This is a genomic window from Streptomyces sp. NPDC003284 (assembly GCF_053589675.1).
The window spans coordinates 120,931-135,487 of sequence record NZ_JBSFSI010000004.1 but is presented as its reverse complement, the minus strand read 5'-3'; the positions used below and the strand labels follow the sequence as shown (position 1 = coordinate 135,487).

Sequence of the window (14,557 nt, the reverse complement as noted above, 5' to 3'; positions counted from 1 at the left end):
AGGGGCTCATCATGCTCGGCATCGTCGCGGCAGTACTGTTCTTCATCGCGTTCCTCATCAACGCGGCCGACATCAGCACCAATCAGACGTTCTCGTCGGTCAACGTCATGCTCCTCGGCCTGACCGCCCTGGCCCTGCACGTCGCGGGAATCGGCAGCACCTGGTCGCGCAGACGCTGACCAGGTGCCCAGGCTCCGGGCAGGCGTCCGGGTACGGGACGAGACTCGGTCAGAACACCGAGAGGCCGGTGAGCGTGGTGAAGCGGTCGAGGGCCGCCACCCCGGCCACCGAGTTGCCGCGCTCGTCCAGTCCCGGGCTCCACACGCACAACGTGCACCGGCCGGGTACGACGGCGATGATCCCGCCGCCGACGCCGCTCTTGCCCGGAAGCCCGACCCGGTACGCGAAGTCGCCGGCCGCGTCGTAGGTGCCGCAGGTCAGCATGACCGCGTTGATCTGTTTGGCCTGGCTGCGGCTGAGCAGCCGGGAGCCGTCGGCGCGGATGCCGTGCCGGGCGAGGAAGCCGCTGGCCAGGGCGAGGTCGGCGCAGGAGGTGGCGACGGAGCACTGCCGGAAGTACTGGTCGAGCAGGACCGGGACGTCGTTGTCGATGTTGCCGTAGGACGCCATGAAGTGGGCGAGGGCGGCGTTGCGGGCGCCGTGCGCGGTTTCGGAGGCGGCGACCTCCTGGTCGAAGTCCAGGGCGGGGTTGCCGCTCTCGGCGCGCAGGAAGGCCAGCAGCTCCCCGGCGGCGTCGCCGGTACGGGTCTGGAGCCGGTCCGTGACGACGAGTGCGCCCGCGTTGATGAAGGGATTTCGCGGGATACCGTTCTCATATTCCAGTTGGACCAGGGAATTGAACGGATTTCCCGAGGGCTCGCGGCCGACGTGCTCCCAGAGTTCGTCACCCTCGCGGGCCAGATCGAGGGCGAGGGTGAACACTTTGGTGACGGACTGGGCCGAGAAAGGCTGTCGCCATTCCCCCACGCCGTACACCGTGCCGTCCAGTTCGGCGACGGCCATGCCGAAGCTGCGCGGATCACAGGCGGCGAGGGCCGGGATGTAGTCGGCGGGGCGCCCGCTCCCGGGGGTGTGGCTGATCTCCTCGGCTATGCGTTCCAGGATCGGCAGGAAGGTGCCGGACGGCGTCGATGTCATGATCACCATTGTGCCCCCGGGTCGGTCCCGAGGACACTCATACGGAATTCTCGCCGGTACCCATGAAGGACAGCCTCGCACAGACAAGGAGCGTGCGAAGAAAAAAGAGGCGTGCGAGGAATATGCGGCAGGGTGCGGGGCACAAGGCGTCTCAGGAGGTTGATATCCATGGTTCCGCTTTTGCTTGTACTGCTTCTTGCGCTCATTCTTTTCGGCGCCGGTTTCGCCCTGGAGATTCTGTGGTGGGTGGCCGTGATCGTGCTGGTGGTGTGGCTGCTCGGGTTCGTCATGCGCTCCACGAACGCGGGCGGCGGCCGCGGCCGCTGGTACCGATGGTGACCTGACACCGTACGCAGCACCCGTCCACCGCCCCGCGGGGCCCGGCCGTCCACACGGCCGGGCCCCGCAGGCATGTCCGCGGTGTGCCGACCCGGCCAGGAACCAGAGCGGGCGAACGCGTCCGGAACGGGATCCTGGGTAGGCGCGCCGCAGTCGGGGGCGGGACGGACCCGCGCGCCAGGAACCCGCGCAACCTCCGGTCACGTACCCGCCCCCGACCCGCGCGCCCCCCGGTGACCACCGGGACAGCCGCACGGGGGCAGGTGCCGGTGTGACCGGCGGTCTCTGCCGACGTCTCCTCGGCCGACCGTTACTCTGCCTGGGTGAACGGTGCGGATGAGGTGCGGGGGCTTCCGGAGTGGCGGGTGCTCGTCGTCGGGGGCGCTTCGGGGATGGGGAAGACCGGTGTCGGCCGGGCTGTGGCGCGGCGGTACGGCGTCCCCGTCGTGGAGGTCGACGACATCGTGGAGGCCCTTCTCGCGGTGACCCTGCCCGAGCATCTGCCGGAGGTCCATTTCTGGCGCACCCACCCCGAGGCCGCCCGTCAGGCGCCCGAGTCGGTGGTCGAGCGGCAGATCGCGATCGCCGGGGCACTGGCGCCCGCGGTCGAGGCGGTGGTGGCCAACCACGTGGACACCGACACGCCGGTGATCGTGGAAGGTGACTACGTGCTCCCCGGGCTTGCGAGGCCCGGAGGTCTGGTGCGTGCCGTCTTTCTGCACGAGGACGACGAGGCGCAGGTGACGGCCAACTACCTGCGCCGGGAGCCGGAGGCCGGGCCTCAGGGGCCGCGCGCACGCGTCAGCGTGCTGTACGGCAGGTGGCTCGCCGCACAGGCGCGGGCCGCCGGAGTCCCGGTGCTCGCCCCGCGCCCGTGGACGGACCTCGCCGACCGTGTCGTCGAGGCGGTCCGGGCCCCGGCGGCGGACAGTTCCGCCCCGGCCCCCACCGGTGGGTGCCCCTGACCGGTCGGCAGAGCGAGCCGACATCGGCTCTGGATGCGGAAGGTGGTGGTCGCCTCCAGCGGTGCCCGGCCGGTCGTGACCCGGTTCACCGGCGCGTTCTCGTCGGCGTAGAAGCCGAGCAGGCCCTGCGGGCAACCGGCCACGCCGCGCGCATCGGCCCCCAGCGCGCCGACGGCCTCCCGGCACTCCCGCACAGCCGCACTCCCGCACAGCCGCGTCTCCCGTGCTGCCCGGCTCGCTCATGCCCGCCCCATGCCTATCCGCCGCCAGAAGGGTTACCCGCCCGGTGGCCGCCCGAACAGGCCGGTCGTGCGGAAGGACGGACGCCACCATGACGACTGACGGCAAACTGCCCGCGCCCGAAACGGGGCTCATCCTGACCCACTTTCTGACCGTTCGCGACGCGGCGGTCTCGCGGCGTTTCTACGCCGAGATCCTCGGCGGCGAGGTCGTGCTGGAGGAGAATCCGGCCATCGTGAAGGTCGCCAACAGCTGGATCATCATGAACCCGGGCGGTGGGCCGACTCCCGACAAGCCCGGCGTCACCCTGGAGCCGCCGGGCGCTGGGGACACCGTCTCCAGCTTCCTGAACGTGCGCGTGGCGGACATCGCCGCCTTCTACGCCGACGCCACGGCCAAGGGCGCGCGGTTCCTCACCGAGCCTCTCGACCGGAAGGCCGAGCTGCGCTGCTACCTGCGGGACCCGGACGGCTACCTCATCGAGGTCGGCCAGGCCACCGGCATGCTGACCGGCATATTCGCCGACCCGCCCGCGGGGACCACGCGCTAGCCAGCGCCCCCCGGCACGGCGTCAGTCCTGACGGGCCAACGCCCCCATCAGCGCGTCCAGCAGGCCGGGCGCCGCCTGCTGCAAGGCGTCACGTCGCAGGCGGTGGCCGCGGGAGGGGCCGACCATGACCGGATGAAGCACGCCCGCTTCCACGAGGATCTTGAAGTGGTGGGTCGCGGTGGACTTGTTCAGGTTCTCGTAGAGGCTCGAACAGGGGGCTTCGCCGACAGGGTCCGCCGCCAGCCGGCGAACCATCTCCAGGCGCACGGGGTCGGCGAGCGCGCGCAGCAGCTTCTGGACCGCGGCAACGGGCGGCAACTGGGCGGAAGGGATCTCCCAAGGGCCAGGCGACCTCAGCCATCCCCTCACCGCTCTACTCCCTGTACGCCGGGAAATGGGACTACCCTCCCGTTCTCACCACCGTCATCTTCGCCGCGTACGGAGCGGTGGCGCTCGTCGCGATCCTCCTGTCCGGCGCCCTGTCCGACCGGTACGGCCGCCGGCCGGTGCTCATCGGCTCCGTCGTGCTGCTGCTCGCCGGGCTCGCCGTCTTCGTCTTCGCCGCGGGGCCCGGGTATCTCGTCGTGGCCCGGATGCTCAACGGCCTGGGGACCGGCGCGATCGTCGTCGTGGGCGGAGCGGCCCTGCTGGACGTGAGTCCCGAGCGAGCGGCCCGGAGCGGGACGCTCACCGCCATCGCGTTCGACATCGGGATCGCCGTCGCCGTGCTCGGCACCGCGGCCCTCGCCCAGAGCGGCCTCCAACCCCCTGCTCCTGCCCTACCTCGCCGACGGACTGATCGGCCTCGTCCTGCTCGTCCTCCTGCTGGTGATGCGCGAACCGCACACCTCGCCCGGTACCGCACCCCTGGGCATCCCGCGCCCGCAGGTGCCCCAGGAGATCCGGGGCTGCTTCGTCTTCGCCGTGCTCGGCGCGGGCGCCGCCTGGGCCGTACTCGGGGTGTGCTTCTCGCGTGCTTCTCGCTGGAGCCCTCCATCGCCGCCCACGCCGCGCACGTGGACGGGCCGCTCTTCGGCGGTGTCGTCGTCGCGGCCGTGACCCTCGCCGCCGCCGCGACACAGATCGCCGGTGCGCGCTACCGGGCTTGCCGTGTTCATGCTGGCCGGTGCGGTCAGCTTCGCGACCGGCAACGCCGTCGCCATCATCGTCACCGTCGCCCTCCAGGGCGGCGCCTACGGGCTCGCCTTCGGCGGCTCGCTGCGCCATCTGACCGCCCATGTCCCCGCCGAACGGCGCGGGGCCGTCATGTCGATGTTCTACCTGCTCGCCTACGGCGCGCTCATCACCAAGTCCCGGGCCGATCCCCGGGACTTGGAGCTGAACGGGCCGTCCCCGGCAAGGGTCTCAGTCGCCCCGGGTGCCCGGCTCGCCGTCGGCATCGAGCGCATCGAGGCCATCGAGCGCGTCGAGCACCGCGTCGCCGTTCGCCCTCGCCCACTCGGTCAGCATGTGGATCGGCTCGATCAGCGTCGCCCCGAGCGAGGTGAGTTCGTACTCGACGCGGGGCGGCGCCTCGGCGTAGGCGTGGCGGCGGACGAGTCCGTGCGCCCCGAGCCGTCGGAGCGTCTGGGTGAGCATCTTGCGGGAGATGCCGCCGATCAGCTCGATCAGCTCCCCGTGGCGCACCGGGCCCCTGCTGAGGGCGTAGAGCACGACCACCGTCCACTTGTCGGCGATCAGATCGACCGCCAGACGCGCCGGGCAGTCGGCGAGAAAGGGATCACCGGGACGGAAATCGCAACCGCTCATGCGCCAAACGTACCCGCGCCGCAGGCACCTGCTGGTTCCTGTCGGATTCATAGCCTGGATTCTCCTTCCCCCTTCGAAGCCAGGAGAGTCATGCGAGTCGTCACCCAGCAGGAGTTCGGCGGTCCCGAGGTGCTCACCGTCGTGGACGCGCCCGAACCGCAGCCCCTTCCGACCGAGGTCCTCGTCCGTGTCGAGGCGATCGGGCTGAACCCGCTGGAGGCGCGCCTGCGCGCCGGTGAGTTCCCGCTGCTCGGCCGCCCGCCGTTCGTCCTGGGCTGGGACCTCAGCGGCGTGGTCGTGGAGGCGCGGACGTGGCGGTTCAGGCCCGGCGACGAGGTGTTCGGGATGCCGCTGTTCCCGCGGGCGGCAGGGGCGTACGCCGAGCTGGTGCCGGCCCCGGCGTTGCACCTGACCCGCAAGCCGGAGTCGCTCTCGCACGTCGAGGCGGCGGCGCTGCCGGTTGTCGGGCTGACGGCGTGGCAGGGCCTTGTCGATCTCGGCGGCGTGCGCGGGGGCGACCGCGTCCTGGTCCACGGCGGTGGGGGCGGGGTCGGCCATGTCGCGGTCCAGATCGCGAAGGCGCTCGGCGCGCATGTCATCGCGACCGCCGGAGGGAGCAAGCGGGAGTTCGTCGAGGGGATCGGCGCCGACGAGGTGATCGACTACACGGCGGTCGACTTCACCGAGGCGGTCCGCGATGTCGACGTCGTGCTCGACACGATCGGCGGTGACACCGTCGAACGGTCACTCGGCGTGCTCCGGCCGGGCGGTCACCTGGTGACGGCGGTCGCCGAGGAGGACACGGCGCTCATCGCCAGGTACGAGGCGGCCGGTCTGCGCTTCAGCGGGATCGGGGTCGACCCCGACCCGGTCGCCCTGCGAGGTCTCGTCGATCTCGTCGAACAGGGCAGACTCCGGGTCCATGTGCAGGAGACGTTCCCGTTCGAGCGCGTCGTCGACGCGCACCGGCTGCTCGACGGCGGTCACCTCCAGGGCAAGCTCGTCCTGACCGTCTGATCCGGTCGCGGGGCCCCGCGTGAGGGGGCCCTGGCTCCCGTACGGTCTCCGGCCGTGCGCCCGTTCGGGCCCGAATGGCGGGCTCCGGGCGGTCACTCCCAGCGGATGCCGAAGACACCGGGGCCCGCCCGCGAACCGATCACGTGGACGCAGCCGTCGGTGGGGTGCAGGACGCGGCGGGCGTCCCGCCCTGATGCGATCGAACTGCTGAAGGCGTAGCAAGTGGCGGGCAGCGCGGCCGGGTGGAAGTGCACCTCCAGCGCGTACTCCCCAGCGGGTGCCTGCTGGCGGAAGGTGAACTCCCTTGCCGGTGGGCGGGGTTCGGCATGGGTCAGGGTGGCCTCGAAGATGGCGGTGTCGCCGCGCCGCAGCGGCCGGCTGAACAGCACCTCGGCGACAAGCATGCCGGTGTGCGGGTTCTCGACGACGGCGCCCCGGCGGCACGGCGGCCGCAGGTCCAGGGACGGTACCGAGCCGGGGGTGTCCGGCAGATGGGCGAGGACCGTGCGGTCCGGTCCGTCCTGTTCGGCCCGTACCACCTGGCGCATCCACACGCGGTGTTCGCGTCCGTGCGCGTCGATCTCCAGCCGCATATGGCGGTTGAGGCAGCGCAGCGAGGAGATCCAGCGGGAGTCGACGCTGCGGTACGCGTCGCTCACGTCGCGCCGCCGGGGTTCCGGCCAGAGCGCGGTGAGACCGGGTGCGTCGGCGGCCAGACGCAGCCACCGGCTCCGGGGGCGGGAAGGGCCGAGCAGTGAGCTGAGGGCGCCCGGCGGCACATCCAGCACGCGTTCGAGCGAGGCGAGCGCGGCCAGCGCGGCGGTCTGTGACGGCTGGTGGCGGCCGGAGCGCCAGCAACTGAGGGTGGCCGTGGACACCGGCGTGCCCAAGCCGTGGAGCCGGTGCCGGATGCGGTCGAGGGTCAGACCACTGGCGTCCATCGCGGCCCGCAGGGCGTCGGGGAAGGGGCCGGTGCGCAGCAGTCTCGCCAGCGGCTCCTCGGGAGGGGGAGCGGCATCGTCGTGCATCGTCGGGTCAACCTCCTGCGGACGTCGGGCCGGTGTCCCGGCTGCGCAGTCGGACGATCCACCGGCCCCGGTCCTGGCCCCGGGAGCGTGGTCCCGCGTGGACCCCAGCGAAGTGGGGGGCTCACGTCAAGTCAACGCGAAGCAGGTAAGAGTTGCGGTCGAGAAGCGGGCAACCGGGTTCATTGATCCCATTCTGATCAACTCCTAACAGTTAACGGCGGGATGACCTTGCCGCGTCCGGGCCGGGTGGCGCAGGCTTCCGGATGCCGGTCGAACAGGCAGCCGAGTGACGGAAGTCCAGGCCACCAGGTCCTTCCCTCTTCCCCCACCCGTCTCGCGTTCACCGGCGTGTGCCCGGTCTCCACCGTCCGGTGGCCCTGGCACGTCCCCCCACTACCGCGTCCCAAGGAGTCGGAACGATGCGTTTCCGCAGAGTCGCCGGTGTCGCCACCGTGACCGCCGCCGCCCTGTCCTGCCTGTGCACCAGCGCGTTCGCGAACACCGCGAACACCGCCGCACAACCTGCCCCTCGCGCCGCCCACCACCTGACGCACGGTCTGGGCCTGAACCTGAAGGAACTACAGGGCAAGCACCCGAACGCGAAGCTCAGCCGTCACGGCGCGCAGCCGGTCTTCGAGCGGTCCGGTGCCGCGCCGGCCAGCGCCGACCTGAGCAAGTACGCGCTCTCGCCGGGCGACCAGGGCAAGGTCGGCTCCTGCGTCGCCTGGGCCACCGGGTACTCGGCGTACGGCGTCCTCATGAACGAACAGGGCATCGGCGGCTCGCCCATGGCTCCGATGTACATCTACTCGCAGATCGCCAGGGGCGACGACGAGGGCACCACCGCGAGCGTCGCCCTGCCCATGGAGCGGGACCAGGGCATCGACACCCAGTCCGACTACTGGCAGGGCACCGAGGACTACACGACCCAGCCGGACGACAACGAGCGCGCCAACGCGGCCGGGTACCGGCTGTCGGGCTTCGACGAACTGCCCACCAGCGGTACGTCGGCCAAGTCCGCCATCGAGAACGCCATCTCCCAGGGCGAGCCCGTGGCGATCGGCTTCACGGTGCACCAGAGCTTCGAGGACCTCGACTCCCGGACCGCCTCGGACTACAGCTACCTGCCCGGCGATTCCTCCAGCGACCCGGTCCTCGGCGGGCACGAGGTCACCATAGTCGGGTACAACTCCCAGGGCGTGAAGGTCGAGAACAGCTGGGGCTCCGGCTGGGGCGACGGCGGCTTCTTCACCGTGCCGTGGACGTTCTTCAGCACCGGCGACGTCGATGAGATCCACGCGGTCGGCAGGCTCGCCACCAGCTGACCTCCCCCGCACACGGACGGAGCGCGGGCCGGGGCGGTCCCCGGTCCGCGCTCCGTCCCGAAGGCGCTCATGGTCATCCGGTGCTGTCATCCGGTGCTGTCATCCGGTGCTCGGACTCGATGGCGGAGCAGCACCCGGTTCAGCCCCGAGGCCGTCCCCGAGGCCGTCCCCGAGACGGTCCGCGAGGCGGAGCAGATCCGCCAGGCGCAGCACCCGTCCGTCGAAGCCGGGGAGGGGCACATGGAGCGGCTGGGTCCAGCGGGCGGGGATCGCGTCCAGCCCGTAGTACGCCCCCGCGAGACCTCCGGTCACCGCGGCGACGGTGTCCGTGTCGCCGCCGAGGTCGATCGCCGCGCGGATCGCCTCCTCGAAGCCGGTGGTGGTGCGCAGGGCCCAGACGGCCGAGCCCAGACAGGGCCAGACGGCGCCGTTGAACTCGGTCGCCTGACCGGGGTGCCAGCCGGGCGCGAGGACGGTGGCGTAGCGGTCGCGGTGGCCGGGGTGGACCAGGGCCAGGGTGTCCGGGAGCGCGGCGAGGGGGTCGGTGTCCTCGAACGTGACACGGACGAGCTCGTGGAAGATCGCGGTGCCCTCCCACGCCGCGCGGTCGCCGTGGGTGAGGGCGGCGATGCGGCGGGCCGCGTCCATGGTGGCTTCCTGGCCGGCGGGTGCGAAGCGCACCGCGGAGGTGGATGCCCGCATCAGGGAGCCGTTCCCCGCCGCTCGTCGGTTGACCTGGAAATGAAGCGCGGCGGCGAGGTCCCAGGGCATGCCGTTGGTCAGGACGTCCTCGGTCTGCAAGCCGATGTCCTTCGGTTCCGCCGCCGCCCACCGCTGGAAGCGGCCGAAGATGTCCGGCAGATCGAGTCCGCCCCGCTCCAGCAGGGACTCCGCGACAAGGACGGCCATCTGCGTGTCGTCCGTGGCCTCGCCGGGGTCCCAGCCACCGCCTCCGCACATCTCGCCACCGGCACCGGGCGCGGGGAACCGCGCGGAGAACGCTCCCGGCGGCCCGAACTCGAAGGGGCCGCCCAGGGCGTCGCCCACCGCCGAGCCGACGACCGCACCGGCCGCTCGCTGCATCCGCTCCATCCGCGCACGCTATCCGCACCGCACCGCACCGCGCCGACGGCCGCACGGCCCTGTCGGCTTGCCCGGCCCCCCGGAACCACCGCCACCCGCGCGAGGGCTCGCCTCCCGCGGCTCGCGGCACCGTCTCGCCCGCGGGAGCGCCGAGTCGTCCCGGCCTCATCCGGCGATCGGACACGCCACCGCGTCGAGCACGGCCTCGGCCCGTGGCGTCAGCGGCTTCACGGCGAGGAGCTGCGGCAGGGCGCGGGTGCCCCTGAGCAGTTTGGCGTGGTCCGCGCTGGTGCCGTACTCCAGCACCTTGACGGCCGGGTCGGAGCAGGCGTGGGCGATCGGCAGGTGGTAGCCGACCACCGAGTACATGGGCAGCCCGCGGCCGATGTCGTAGTCGAACCCGGCGTGGAAGCCGTACAGCCGGTCCTCGTGGTGCAGCCACAGCGACATGGCGCACAGCCGGCCGTCCAGTTCCGCGGTGAACACCGAGGCGGGCACGTGTTTCGCGATGGCCTCGAACCACTCGGTCAGCTGGCCGAGCGTGGACGTCTGCTCGTACTTCCGCTCCAGGTTGTGCGCGAGCGCGGCGACCTGTTCGACGTTCGAGCCGTCCAGGGCGCTGTGGCCGGTGACGACGCCCGCCTCGGAGAACAGGCGCAGTTCCTTGCGGATCCGGACGCGCCGACGGGACGGGAGCGCGGCGAGATAGGTCTCGTGGTCCCGGTGGCCGGAGTCGAGGACATGCCGTGCGGGGGCGGGCAGTTCGCGAAAGCCCGCCCGGCGCAGATCGGCGCGCAGGGCGGTGTCGTCGGCGTCCAGGAAGGGGAAGAAGACCGCCCGGCCGCCCTGGTCCCGGGCGGTGGCCACGGCCTTGTCGATCAGGCCGCGGCGGGCTACGGCGGCCTCCTGGGCGTCGGCACCGGGACGGGTCAGCACGGTGGAGTTGAACCACCCCCCGCACATCAGGGAGGGCAGGAGGGCGTCCTCCAGCTCGGCGGGCGGCAGGTGCCGGGCGCCGGGCAGTTCCCGGACCATCTTGTCCAGGCGGCAGGTGTCGTCGTCGACCGTGCGGTCGAACGCCAGCACCGTGAGGCCCGCGGTGAGACGGTCGTCCGCACCGGCGACGAGGCACCCGTGGGCGGCGGGCACCCAGGGCCCCACCTTGTCCTGTTCCACCGCCAGCCACCGGGGGGCGCAGAACAGGTCGGCCGGACCGCACAGGGCCGCCCAGGAGGGCAGCGCGGCGGCCCGTGCGAGGTCCAGCAGCCGGGGCTCACGCATCGCCGCACCCCCGCTCGTCGCCGCGCAGGGTGCCGGTGAACCAGGACGCCACCTCGACGAGACGGGCGCGGGCGGCCTCCTCGGTCGGCGCGTGGACGAGGGCCTTGGCGGCCAGGTGGTGGGAGGCCCGGCGCATGTCGTCGACCAGGTCACCCTCCTTCGCCCACAACTGCGCCTCCACCACCCCCGGTCTGGCCTCGATGTCCCCGCGCGTGGGCAGGTTGCGCAGCGGACCCGGCGGCGCGGTGAGGTTCGCCCAGCCGAAGGAGCCGGGGCGCGGCTCCCCAGCGTCGGCCGGGGTGGGGGAGGGGGCGTCCAGGACGGCCGCGGCCCACTCGTCGTACAGGTCGGTGCCGTACTTGCCGCGTACGGCCTCCAGGACCATCCCGCCGCCGATGCGGCCCGCGCACTCGCTGAAGGTGAGGACGCCGTCCTCGTGGAAGGCCTCCAGGTGGAAGACCCCGTCCGTGTGGTTCAGCGCGGTCAGGGCCCGCTCGGTCAGCAGGACGGCGGCGTCGGCCAGTTCGCGCTCGGTGACGTCGTCCAGCGTGGCGGAGGCCACGAGGCGGCCGCGGTGGACCTCGACGACGTTGTGCAGGTAGCGGCTGGCCGAGGCCAGGACGAGCTTCCCGTCGCGCACCGCGCCGTCGATGTGCAGTTCCTCGCCGGGTACGAACGCCTCGACCAGCCACGGGCCGACGGTGCCGCCGGCCTCTTCGGCCAGGGCGTCCAGCGTGGCGGCCATTTCCCGGCGGTCGCGCACCACATGGGTGTGCTGGGAACCGGCTCCGGCGGGCGGCTTGACGACGCACGGCAGGCCGATGCCGTGCGAGGAGACGGCCCGTTCCACCGCCGCCAGGTCCGGGACGCGTACACACGCGGCGACCGGGAGGCCGGCCCGGCGGATCAGCTTCTTCTGGGCGGCCTTGTCGCGCAGGGACAGCGCACCGGCGACGGGGACCGCACGGCGGCAGCCGAGGCTGCCGAGGACGGCCGCCGTGACGATCGCGAACTCGTCCTCGGTGCACACGGTCCAGAACGCGCCGGGCGCCAGGCCCAGTTCGTCCAGCGCGCCGAGCACGCTCTCCGGGCTCGTGTGGTCGGCGGCCACGGCCAGCGGCCCGTCGAAGCCCTCGTCCGTCGGCTTGAACCGGTCGGACGACGACACGACACAGGCCACCCGCGCGCCGAGCCGGCCCAGCGCCTCGACGGCCTCCCGCTGCCATCCGAGATAGAGAATGTCGTGCTCCGCGCCGGTCGGGCGCGGTGAGAACGCGTTCGCCACCCTGCTCGTCCCCCCTCGGAATTTCGCCAAGCGGTCCGCATTACCCGCTGGCCGGAAAGTTTCACCCCCCTCCGGCCGGCGTACGGCAAGGCTTCCATAGGTGCTTTGCCTGTGGCAACATCACTCTCGCTCGATCGCATGTGTATCACTGGTATCTTCATGACAGGGGGGACTTCGCGTGATGTGTTTCCGTGTGCGGCACGCCACGGATACGGCCGGCTCACGGGTGAGTGCGTCAGCATGACACCACCGCAAGGTTCCGTGGATTCCGCCGTGAAACCGGCCGTCACGTACCGACAGGTCCTCGCAAGCCGTAACGTTCCACAACTCCTGCTCGCGGCATCCCTTTCCCGGCTGGCGCACGGGATGCTGCTGTTCGTCATCGTGCTGTATGCGCTCGCCGAATTCGACTCGGCCTCGGTCGCCGGAATGTGCGGCTTCTTCCTCACCCTCCCGGGGTTCCTCATCAGCCCGGTCGCCGGTGCCGTTCTCGACCGGTTCGGCGCGCTGCGGGCGGTGGCCCTGGACACCGCGGCCAGCGGACTGATCATCGGCGCGATCGCGGTGTTCTCCCTGGCCGACCGGCTGGCGCCGGTCGTCCTCTACGTTCTGCTGGCGCTGTTCTCCCTGACCAGCCCGCTGACCGACGGGGGAATCCGGACGCTGTTCCCGCAGTTCGTCCCGGATTCCGCCTACGACCGGGCGAACGCGCTGGACCTGAGCACCTATTCGGTGATCGAGGTGGGCGGCCCGCTGGTCGCCGGCACCCTTTTCGCCGCACTCGGCGCCAACCCGACGCTGATCACCGTGGCCGCCATGTACGGGCTCGCCGGACTCAGCCTGGCCCTGCTGCGCACGGGCACATCGACCGGTGCGGCGACCGCCGCCGAGGCCACGGCCGCGGGCGCCGCGTCCGGGGGCGCCACGGCCGGTGCGGCCGGACCGCGCCCGCACCTGCTGCGCTCGGCCTGGGAGGGCGTCGTCTACCTCCTGCGCAACGCCACCCTGCGCGGACTCGCGGTCTCCTACTCCCTGTTCCAGGTGTCGTACGGGATGCTGGTCCTCATCGTCCCGGTCGCCATCGCGCGGTGGGGCACCGAAGGGGACGCGTCGAGCCGCTGGGTGGGTGTGGTGTGGGCCGTCGCCGGGCTGTGCGGCGGCATGGGCGCGCTCGTGGCCGGCAAGCTCGTCCGCGCCGGGGTCGAACGCCGCTACCTGGTGGGGGCCACCGCTCTGGCGGCCGTCGCGATCTACCCCCTCAGCGCGCTGGGCTCCCTCGTCGCCCTCACCGTCGGACTGGCCGCGTTCGGCCTGATGGAGGGGACGGTCAACGTCAGTCTGCTCTCCCTGCGGCAACGGCGTACCGACCCGGGCTGGCTGGGCCGCATCATGACCGTCTCCATCAGCGTCAACCTGATCGGGTTCCCCATCGGCACGGCGGCGGGCGGCTTCCTGGTGGGGGCCACCTCGCCGCAGAACGCCCTGGCCGTCGCCGCGGTGCTGACGGTGGCCTCCGCGCTCTGCGCCCGGCTGTTCGTCCCCAAGGAGGCGTGATGGCGCTGCGGCTGGCCGACACCCGGTACGGCAGCGGCCCCCTGCTGGTGTGCCACCCCGGCGGACCGGGAATGCACCCGCACTACCTGGACCCCCTGGCCGCCCTCGCCGCCCCGGGCGGCCGGACGGTGGCCCTGGTCCACCCGCGCGGTACGGGAGACAGCCCGCGCCCGCACGGGCCGGGAGCTTACCGGCCGGAGCGGTACGCGGAGGACCTGGTGGCCTGGATCGAGCGGGAGGCGGGCGGACGCCCCGTCGACCTGCTGGGCCATTCGCACGGCGGGATGGTCGCCGCCCTGGTCGCCGCGGACCGCCCCGACCTCGTCCGCAGCCTGGTGCTCCTGGCGACGCCCGCGTACGGCGGCGACGAGGCCGAGGCCGAGGCGGAGGCGTTCCAGCAGGCCCGGCGCGCCGAACCGGCGGTCGCCGCGGCGCTGGCGGCGCTCGCCGCCCAGGGGGACGACTACCCCCCGGACGACGCCGCCCTCGGCCGGCTCGTCGCCGACGTCATCCCGCTGTGGGTGGGACCCATGACACCAGCGGTACGCGCCTGGCAGGCACGGCTCGCCCGGTGGCCGGCGAACACCGACGCGCTGCGCCACTTCAACGAAGAGGTGTTCCCCCGGCTGGACGCGGTGATGGAGCGGGCCGCCGACGTGGTCCGCCCCGCCCTGGTCATCGCGGGGGACCTGGACGGCTGGGCCGGTCCCGGCCACGTGGCGCGCCTCACCCGGTCCGTCGCCCGCGGCACGCCCGAAGTCGTCGCCGGGGCCGGGCACATGTGCCACGCCGATGCCCCCGAGGCCGTCACGGCGGCGATCCGGCGGTTCCTGGACCACAAGTCCGTAATTCACGTATGATGGGAAAGAATAGGGAAAGGCTAGGGAAAAGCTGCGGACCGGCGGCGGGGGGATCAATCGCCAGCACTGCTTCTCGTTCACCGAACCTCATCTGAAAGGGCC

15 protein-coding genes and 1 pseudogene are annotated in these 14,557 nt (G+C 72.2%); 9 read left to right on the top strand and 7 right to left on the bottom strand.

Annotation, left to right across the window (positions count from 1 at the left end; all coding sequences use genetic code 11):
- The first annotated feature begins 11 nt into the window (after positions 1–11).
- Entirely contained in the window at positions 12–179 is a 168-nt protein-coding gene (locus ACWDYF_RS10610) for a hypothetical protein (protein WP_018565839.1), read from the top strand.
- 49 nt (positions 180–228) lie between these two features.
- Here ACWDYF_RS10610 and ACWDYF_RS10605 read toward each other — a convergent pair whose 3' ends face one another.
- Positions 229–1,167 (bottom strand): glutaminase, encoded by a 939-nt coding sequence (locus tag ACWDYF_RS10605; protein WP_381736413.1) that lies wholly within the window; start codon positions 1,165–1,167, stop codon positions 229–231.
- 159 nt (positions 1,168–1,326) lie between these two features.
- Between ACWDYF_RS10605 and ACWDYF_RS10600 the strand changes: the two genes are divergently transcribed.
- From ACWDYF_RS10600 to ACWDYF_RS10590, 3 genes are all read left to right on the top strand, one after another.
- Positions 1,327–1,497 carry a hydrophobic protein gene (locus ACWDYF_RS10600; protein ID WP_381736412.1) on the top strand — a complete coding sequence of 57 codons (171 nt, stop codon included), beginning with the start codon at positions 1,327–1,329 and terminating at the stop codon, positions 1,495–1,497.
- 323 nt (positions 1,498–1,820) lie between these two features.
- Positions 1,821–2,462 carry a hypothetical protein gene (locus tag ACWDYF_RS10595; protein WP_389467667.1) on the top strand — a complete coding sequence of 214 codons (642 nt, stop codon included), beginning with the start codon at positions 1,821–1,823 and terminating at the stop codon, positions 2,460–2,462.
- Positions 2,463–2,793: 331 nt separating this feature from the next.
- A complete protein-coding gene (locus ACWDYF_RS10590) occupies positions 2,794–3,252 on the top strand; it encodes a VOC family protein (protein WP_389467664.1) in 459 nt (152 codons plus the stop codon).
- Between the two features lie 21 nt (positions 3,253–3,273).
- On the opposite strand, the gene ACWDYF_RS10585 is transcribed toward ACWDYF_RS10590, so the two are convergent.
- On the bottom strand, positions 3,274–3,621 hold the full coding sequence (locus ACWDYF_RS10585; protein WP_389467662.1) for an ArsR/SmtB family transcription factor: 348 nt from the start codon (positions 3,619–3,621) through the stop codon (positions 3,274–3,276).
- Here ACWDYF_RS10585 and ACWDYF_RS10580 point away from each other — a divergent pair.
- A pseudogene (locus ACWDYF_RS10580) lies at positions 3,612–3,947 on the top strand (MFS transporter); the annotation flags it as partial. The gene ACWDYF_RS10585 and the pseudogene ACWDYF_RS10580 overlap by 10 nt on opposite strands.
- Before the next feature lie 670 nt (positions 3,948–4,617).
- Here the strand turns inward: ACWDYF_RS10580 and ACWDYF_RS10575 are convergent.
- Positions 4,618–5,022: a winged helix-turn-helix transcriptional regulator gene (locus ACWDYF_RS10575; protein WP_381736407.1), complete on the bottom strand. Its 405-nt coding sequence runs from the start codon at positions 5,020–5,022 to the stop codon at positions 4,618–4,620.
- A gap of 90 nt (positions 5,023–5,112) precedes the next feature.
- Between ACWDYF_RS10575 and ACWDYF_RS10570 the strand changes: the two genes are divergently transcribed.
- Positions 5,113–6,039 (top strand): NADP-dependent oxidoreductase, encoded by a 927-nt coding sequence (locus ACWDYF_RS10570; protein ID WP_389467657.1) that lies wholly within the window; start codon positions 5,113–5,115, stop codon positions 6,037–6,039.
- A 92-nt stretch (positions 6,040–6,131) separates the two neighbouring features.
- Here the strand turns inward: ACWDYF_RS10570 and ACWDYF_RS10565 are convergent, their stop codons facing one another.
- Entirely contained in the window at positions 6,132–7,067 is a 936-nt protein-coding gene (locus tag ACWDYF_RS10565) for a hypothetical protein (RefSeq protein WP_051576346.1), read from the bottom strand.
- Between the two features lie 419 nt (positions 7,068–7,486).
- Here ACWDYF_RS10565 and ACWDYF_RS10560 point away from each other — a divergent pair, with 419 nt between their 5' ends.
- Positions 7,487–8,392: a C1 family peptidase gene (locus ACWDYF_RS10560; RefSeq protein ID WP_037892450.1), complete on the top strand. Its 906-nt coding sequence runs from the start codon at positions 7,487–7,489 to the stop codon at positions 8,390–8,392.
- 99 nt (positions 8,393–8,491) lie between these two features.
- Here the strand turns inward: ACWDYF_RS10560 and ACWDYF_RS10555 are convergent, their stop codons facing one another.
- The 3 genes from ACWDYF_RS10555 to ACWDYF_RS10545 form a co-directional block, all read right to left on the bottom strand.
- Positions 8,492–9,484, bottom strand: a complete 993-nt coding sequence (locus ACWDYF_RS10555) for an ADP-ribosylglycohydrolase family protein (RefSeq protein WP_389467653.1) — start codon at positions 9,482–9,484, stop codon at positions 8,492–8,494.
- 156 nt (positions 9,485–9,640) lie between these two features.
- Positions 9,641–10,756 carry a GNAT family N-acetyltransferase gene (locus ACWDYF_RS10550; RefSeq protein ID WP_389467650.1) on the bottom strand — a complete coding sequence of 372 codons (1,116 nt, stop codon included), beginning with the start codon at positions 10,754–10,756 and terminating at the stop codon, positions 9,641–9,643.
- On the bottom strand, positions 10,749–12,041 hold the full coding sequence (locus ACWDYF_RS10545) for an ATP-grasp domain-containing protein (RefSeq protein ID WP_389467646.1): 1,293 nt from the start codon (positions 12,039–12,041) through the stop codon (positions 10,749–10,751). Before ACWDYF_RS10545 ends, ACWDYF_RS10550 begins: the two co-directional genes overlap by 8 nt.
- Before the next feature lie 138 nt (positions 12,042–12,179).
- Here ACWDYF_RS10545 and ACWDYF_RS10540 point away from each other — a divergent pair, with 138 nt between their 5' ends.
- Entirely contained in the window at positions 12,180–13,595 is a 1,416-nt protein-coding gene (locus ACWDYF_RS10540; RefSeq protein WP_389467642.1) for an MFS transporter, read from the top strand.
- The gene (locus ACWDYF_RS10535) at positions 13,595–14,455 is read left to right on the top strand and encodes an alpha/beta fold hydrolase (protein ID WP_389467639.1); all 861 of its coding nucleotides are present in this window, start codon (positions 13,595–13,597) and stop codon (positions 14,453–14,455) included. The genes ACWDYF_RS10540 and ACWDYF_RS10535 overlap by 1 nt, the downstream gene beginning before the upstream one ends.
- The last annotated feature ends 102 nt before the right edge of the window (positions 14,456–14,557 follow it).

Bases quoted from the DNA above. Each gene is read 5' to 3' on its own strand.
- ACWDYF_RS10610 (WP_018565839.1), top strand. From the start codon at position 12: ATGCTCGGCATCGTCGCGGCAGTACTGTTCTTCATCGCGTTCCTCATC.
- ACWDYF_RS10605 (WP_381736413.1), bottom strand. From the start codon at position 1,167: ATGGTGATCATGACATCGACGCCGTCCGGCACCTTCCTGCCGATCCTG.
- ACWDYF_RS10600 (WP_381736412.1), top strand. From the start codon at position 1,327: ATGGTTCCGCTTTTGCTTGTACTGCTTCTTGCGCTCATTCTTTTCGGC.
- ACWDYF_RS10590 (WP_389467664.1), top strand. From the start codon at position 2,794: ATGACGACTGACGGCAAACTGCCCGCGCCCGAAACGGGGCTCATCCTG.
- ACWDYF_RS10575 (WP_381736407.1), bottom strand. From the start codon at position 5,022: ATGAGCGGTTGCGATTTCCGTCCCGGTGATCCCTTTCTCGCCGACTGC.
- ACWDYF_RS10570 (WP_389467657.1), top strand. From the start codon at position 5,113: ATGCGAGTCGTCACCCAGCAGGAGTTCGGCGGTCCCGAGGTGCTCACC.
- ACWDYF_RS10565 (WP_051576346.1), bottom strand. From the start codon at position 7,067: ATGCACGACGATGCCGCTCCCCCTCCCGAGGAGCCGCTGGCGAGACTG.
- ACWDYF_RS10560 (WP_037892450.1), top strand. From the start codon at position 7,487: ATGCGTTTCCGCAGAGTCGCCGGTGTCGCCACCGTGACCGCCGCCGCC.
- ACWDYF_RS10555 (WP_389467653.1), bottom strand. From the start codon at position 9,484: ATGGAGCGGATGCAGCGAGCGGCCGGTGCGGTCGTCGGCTCGGCGGTG.
- ACWDYF_RS10550 (WP_389467650.1), bottom strand. From the start codon at position 10,756: ATGCGTGAGCCCCGGCTGCTGGACCTCGCACGGGCCGCCGCGCTGCCC.
- ACWDYF_RS10540 (WP_389467642.1), top strand. From the start codon at position 12,180: ATGTGTATCACTGGTATCTTCATGACAGGGGGGACTTCGCGTGATGTG.
- ACWDYF_RS10535 (WP_389467639.1), top strand. From the start codon at position 13,595: ATGGCGCTGCGGCTGGCCGACACCCGGTACGGCAGCGGCCCCCTGCTG.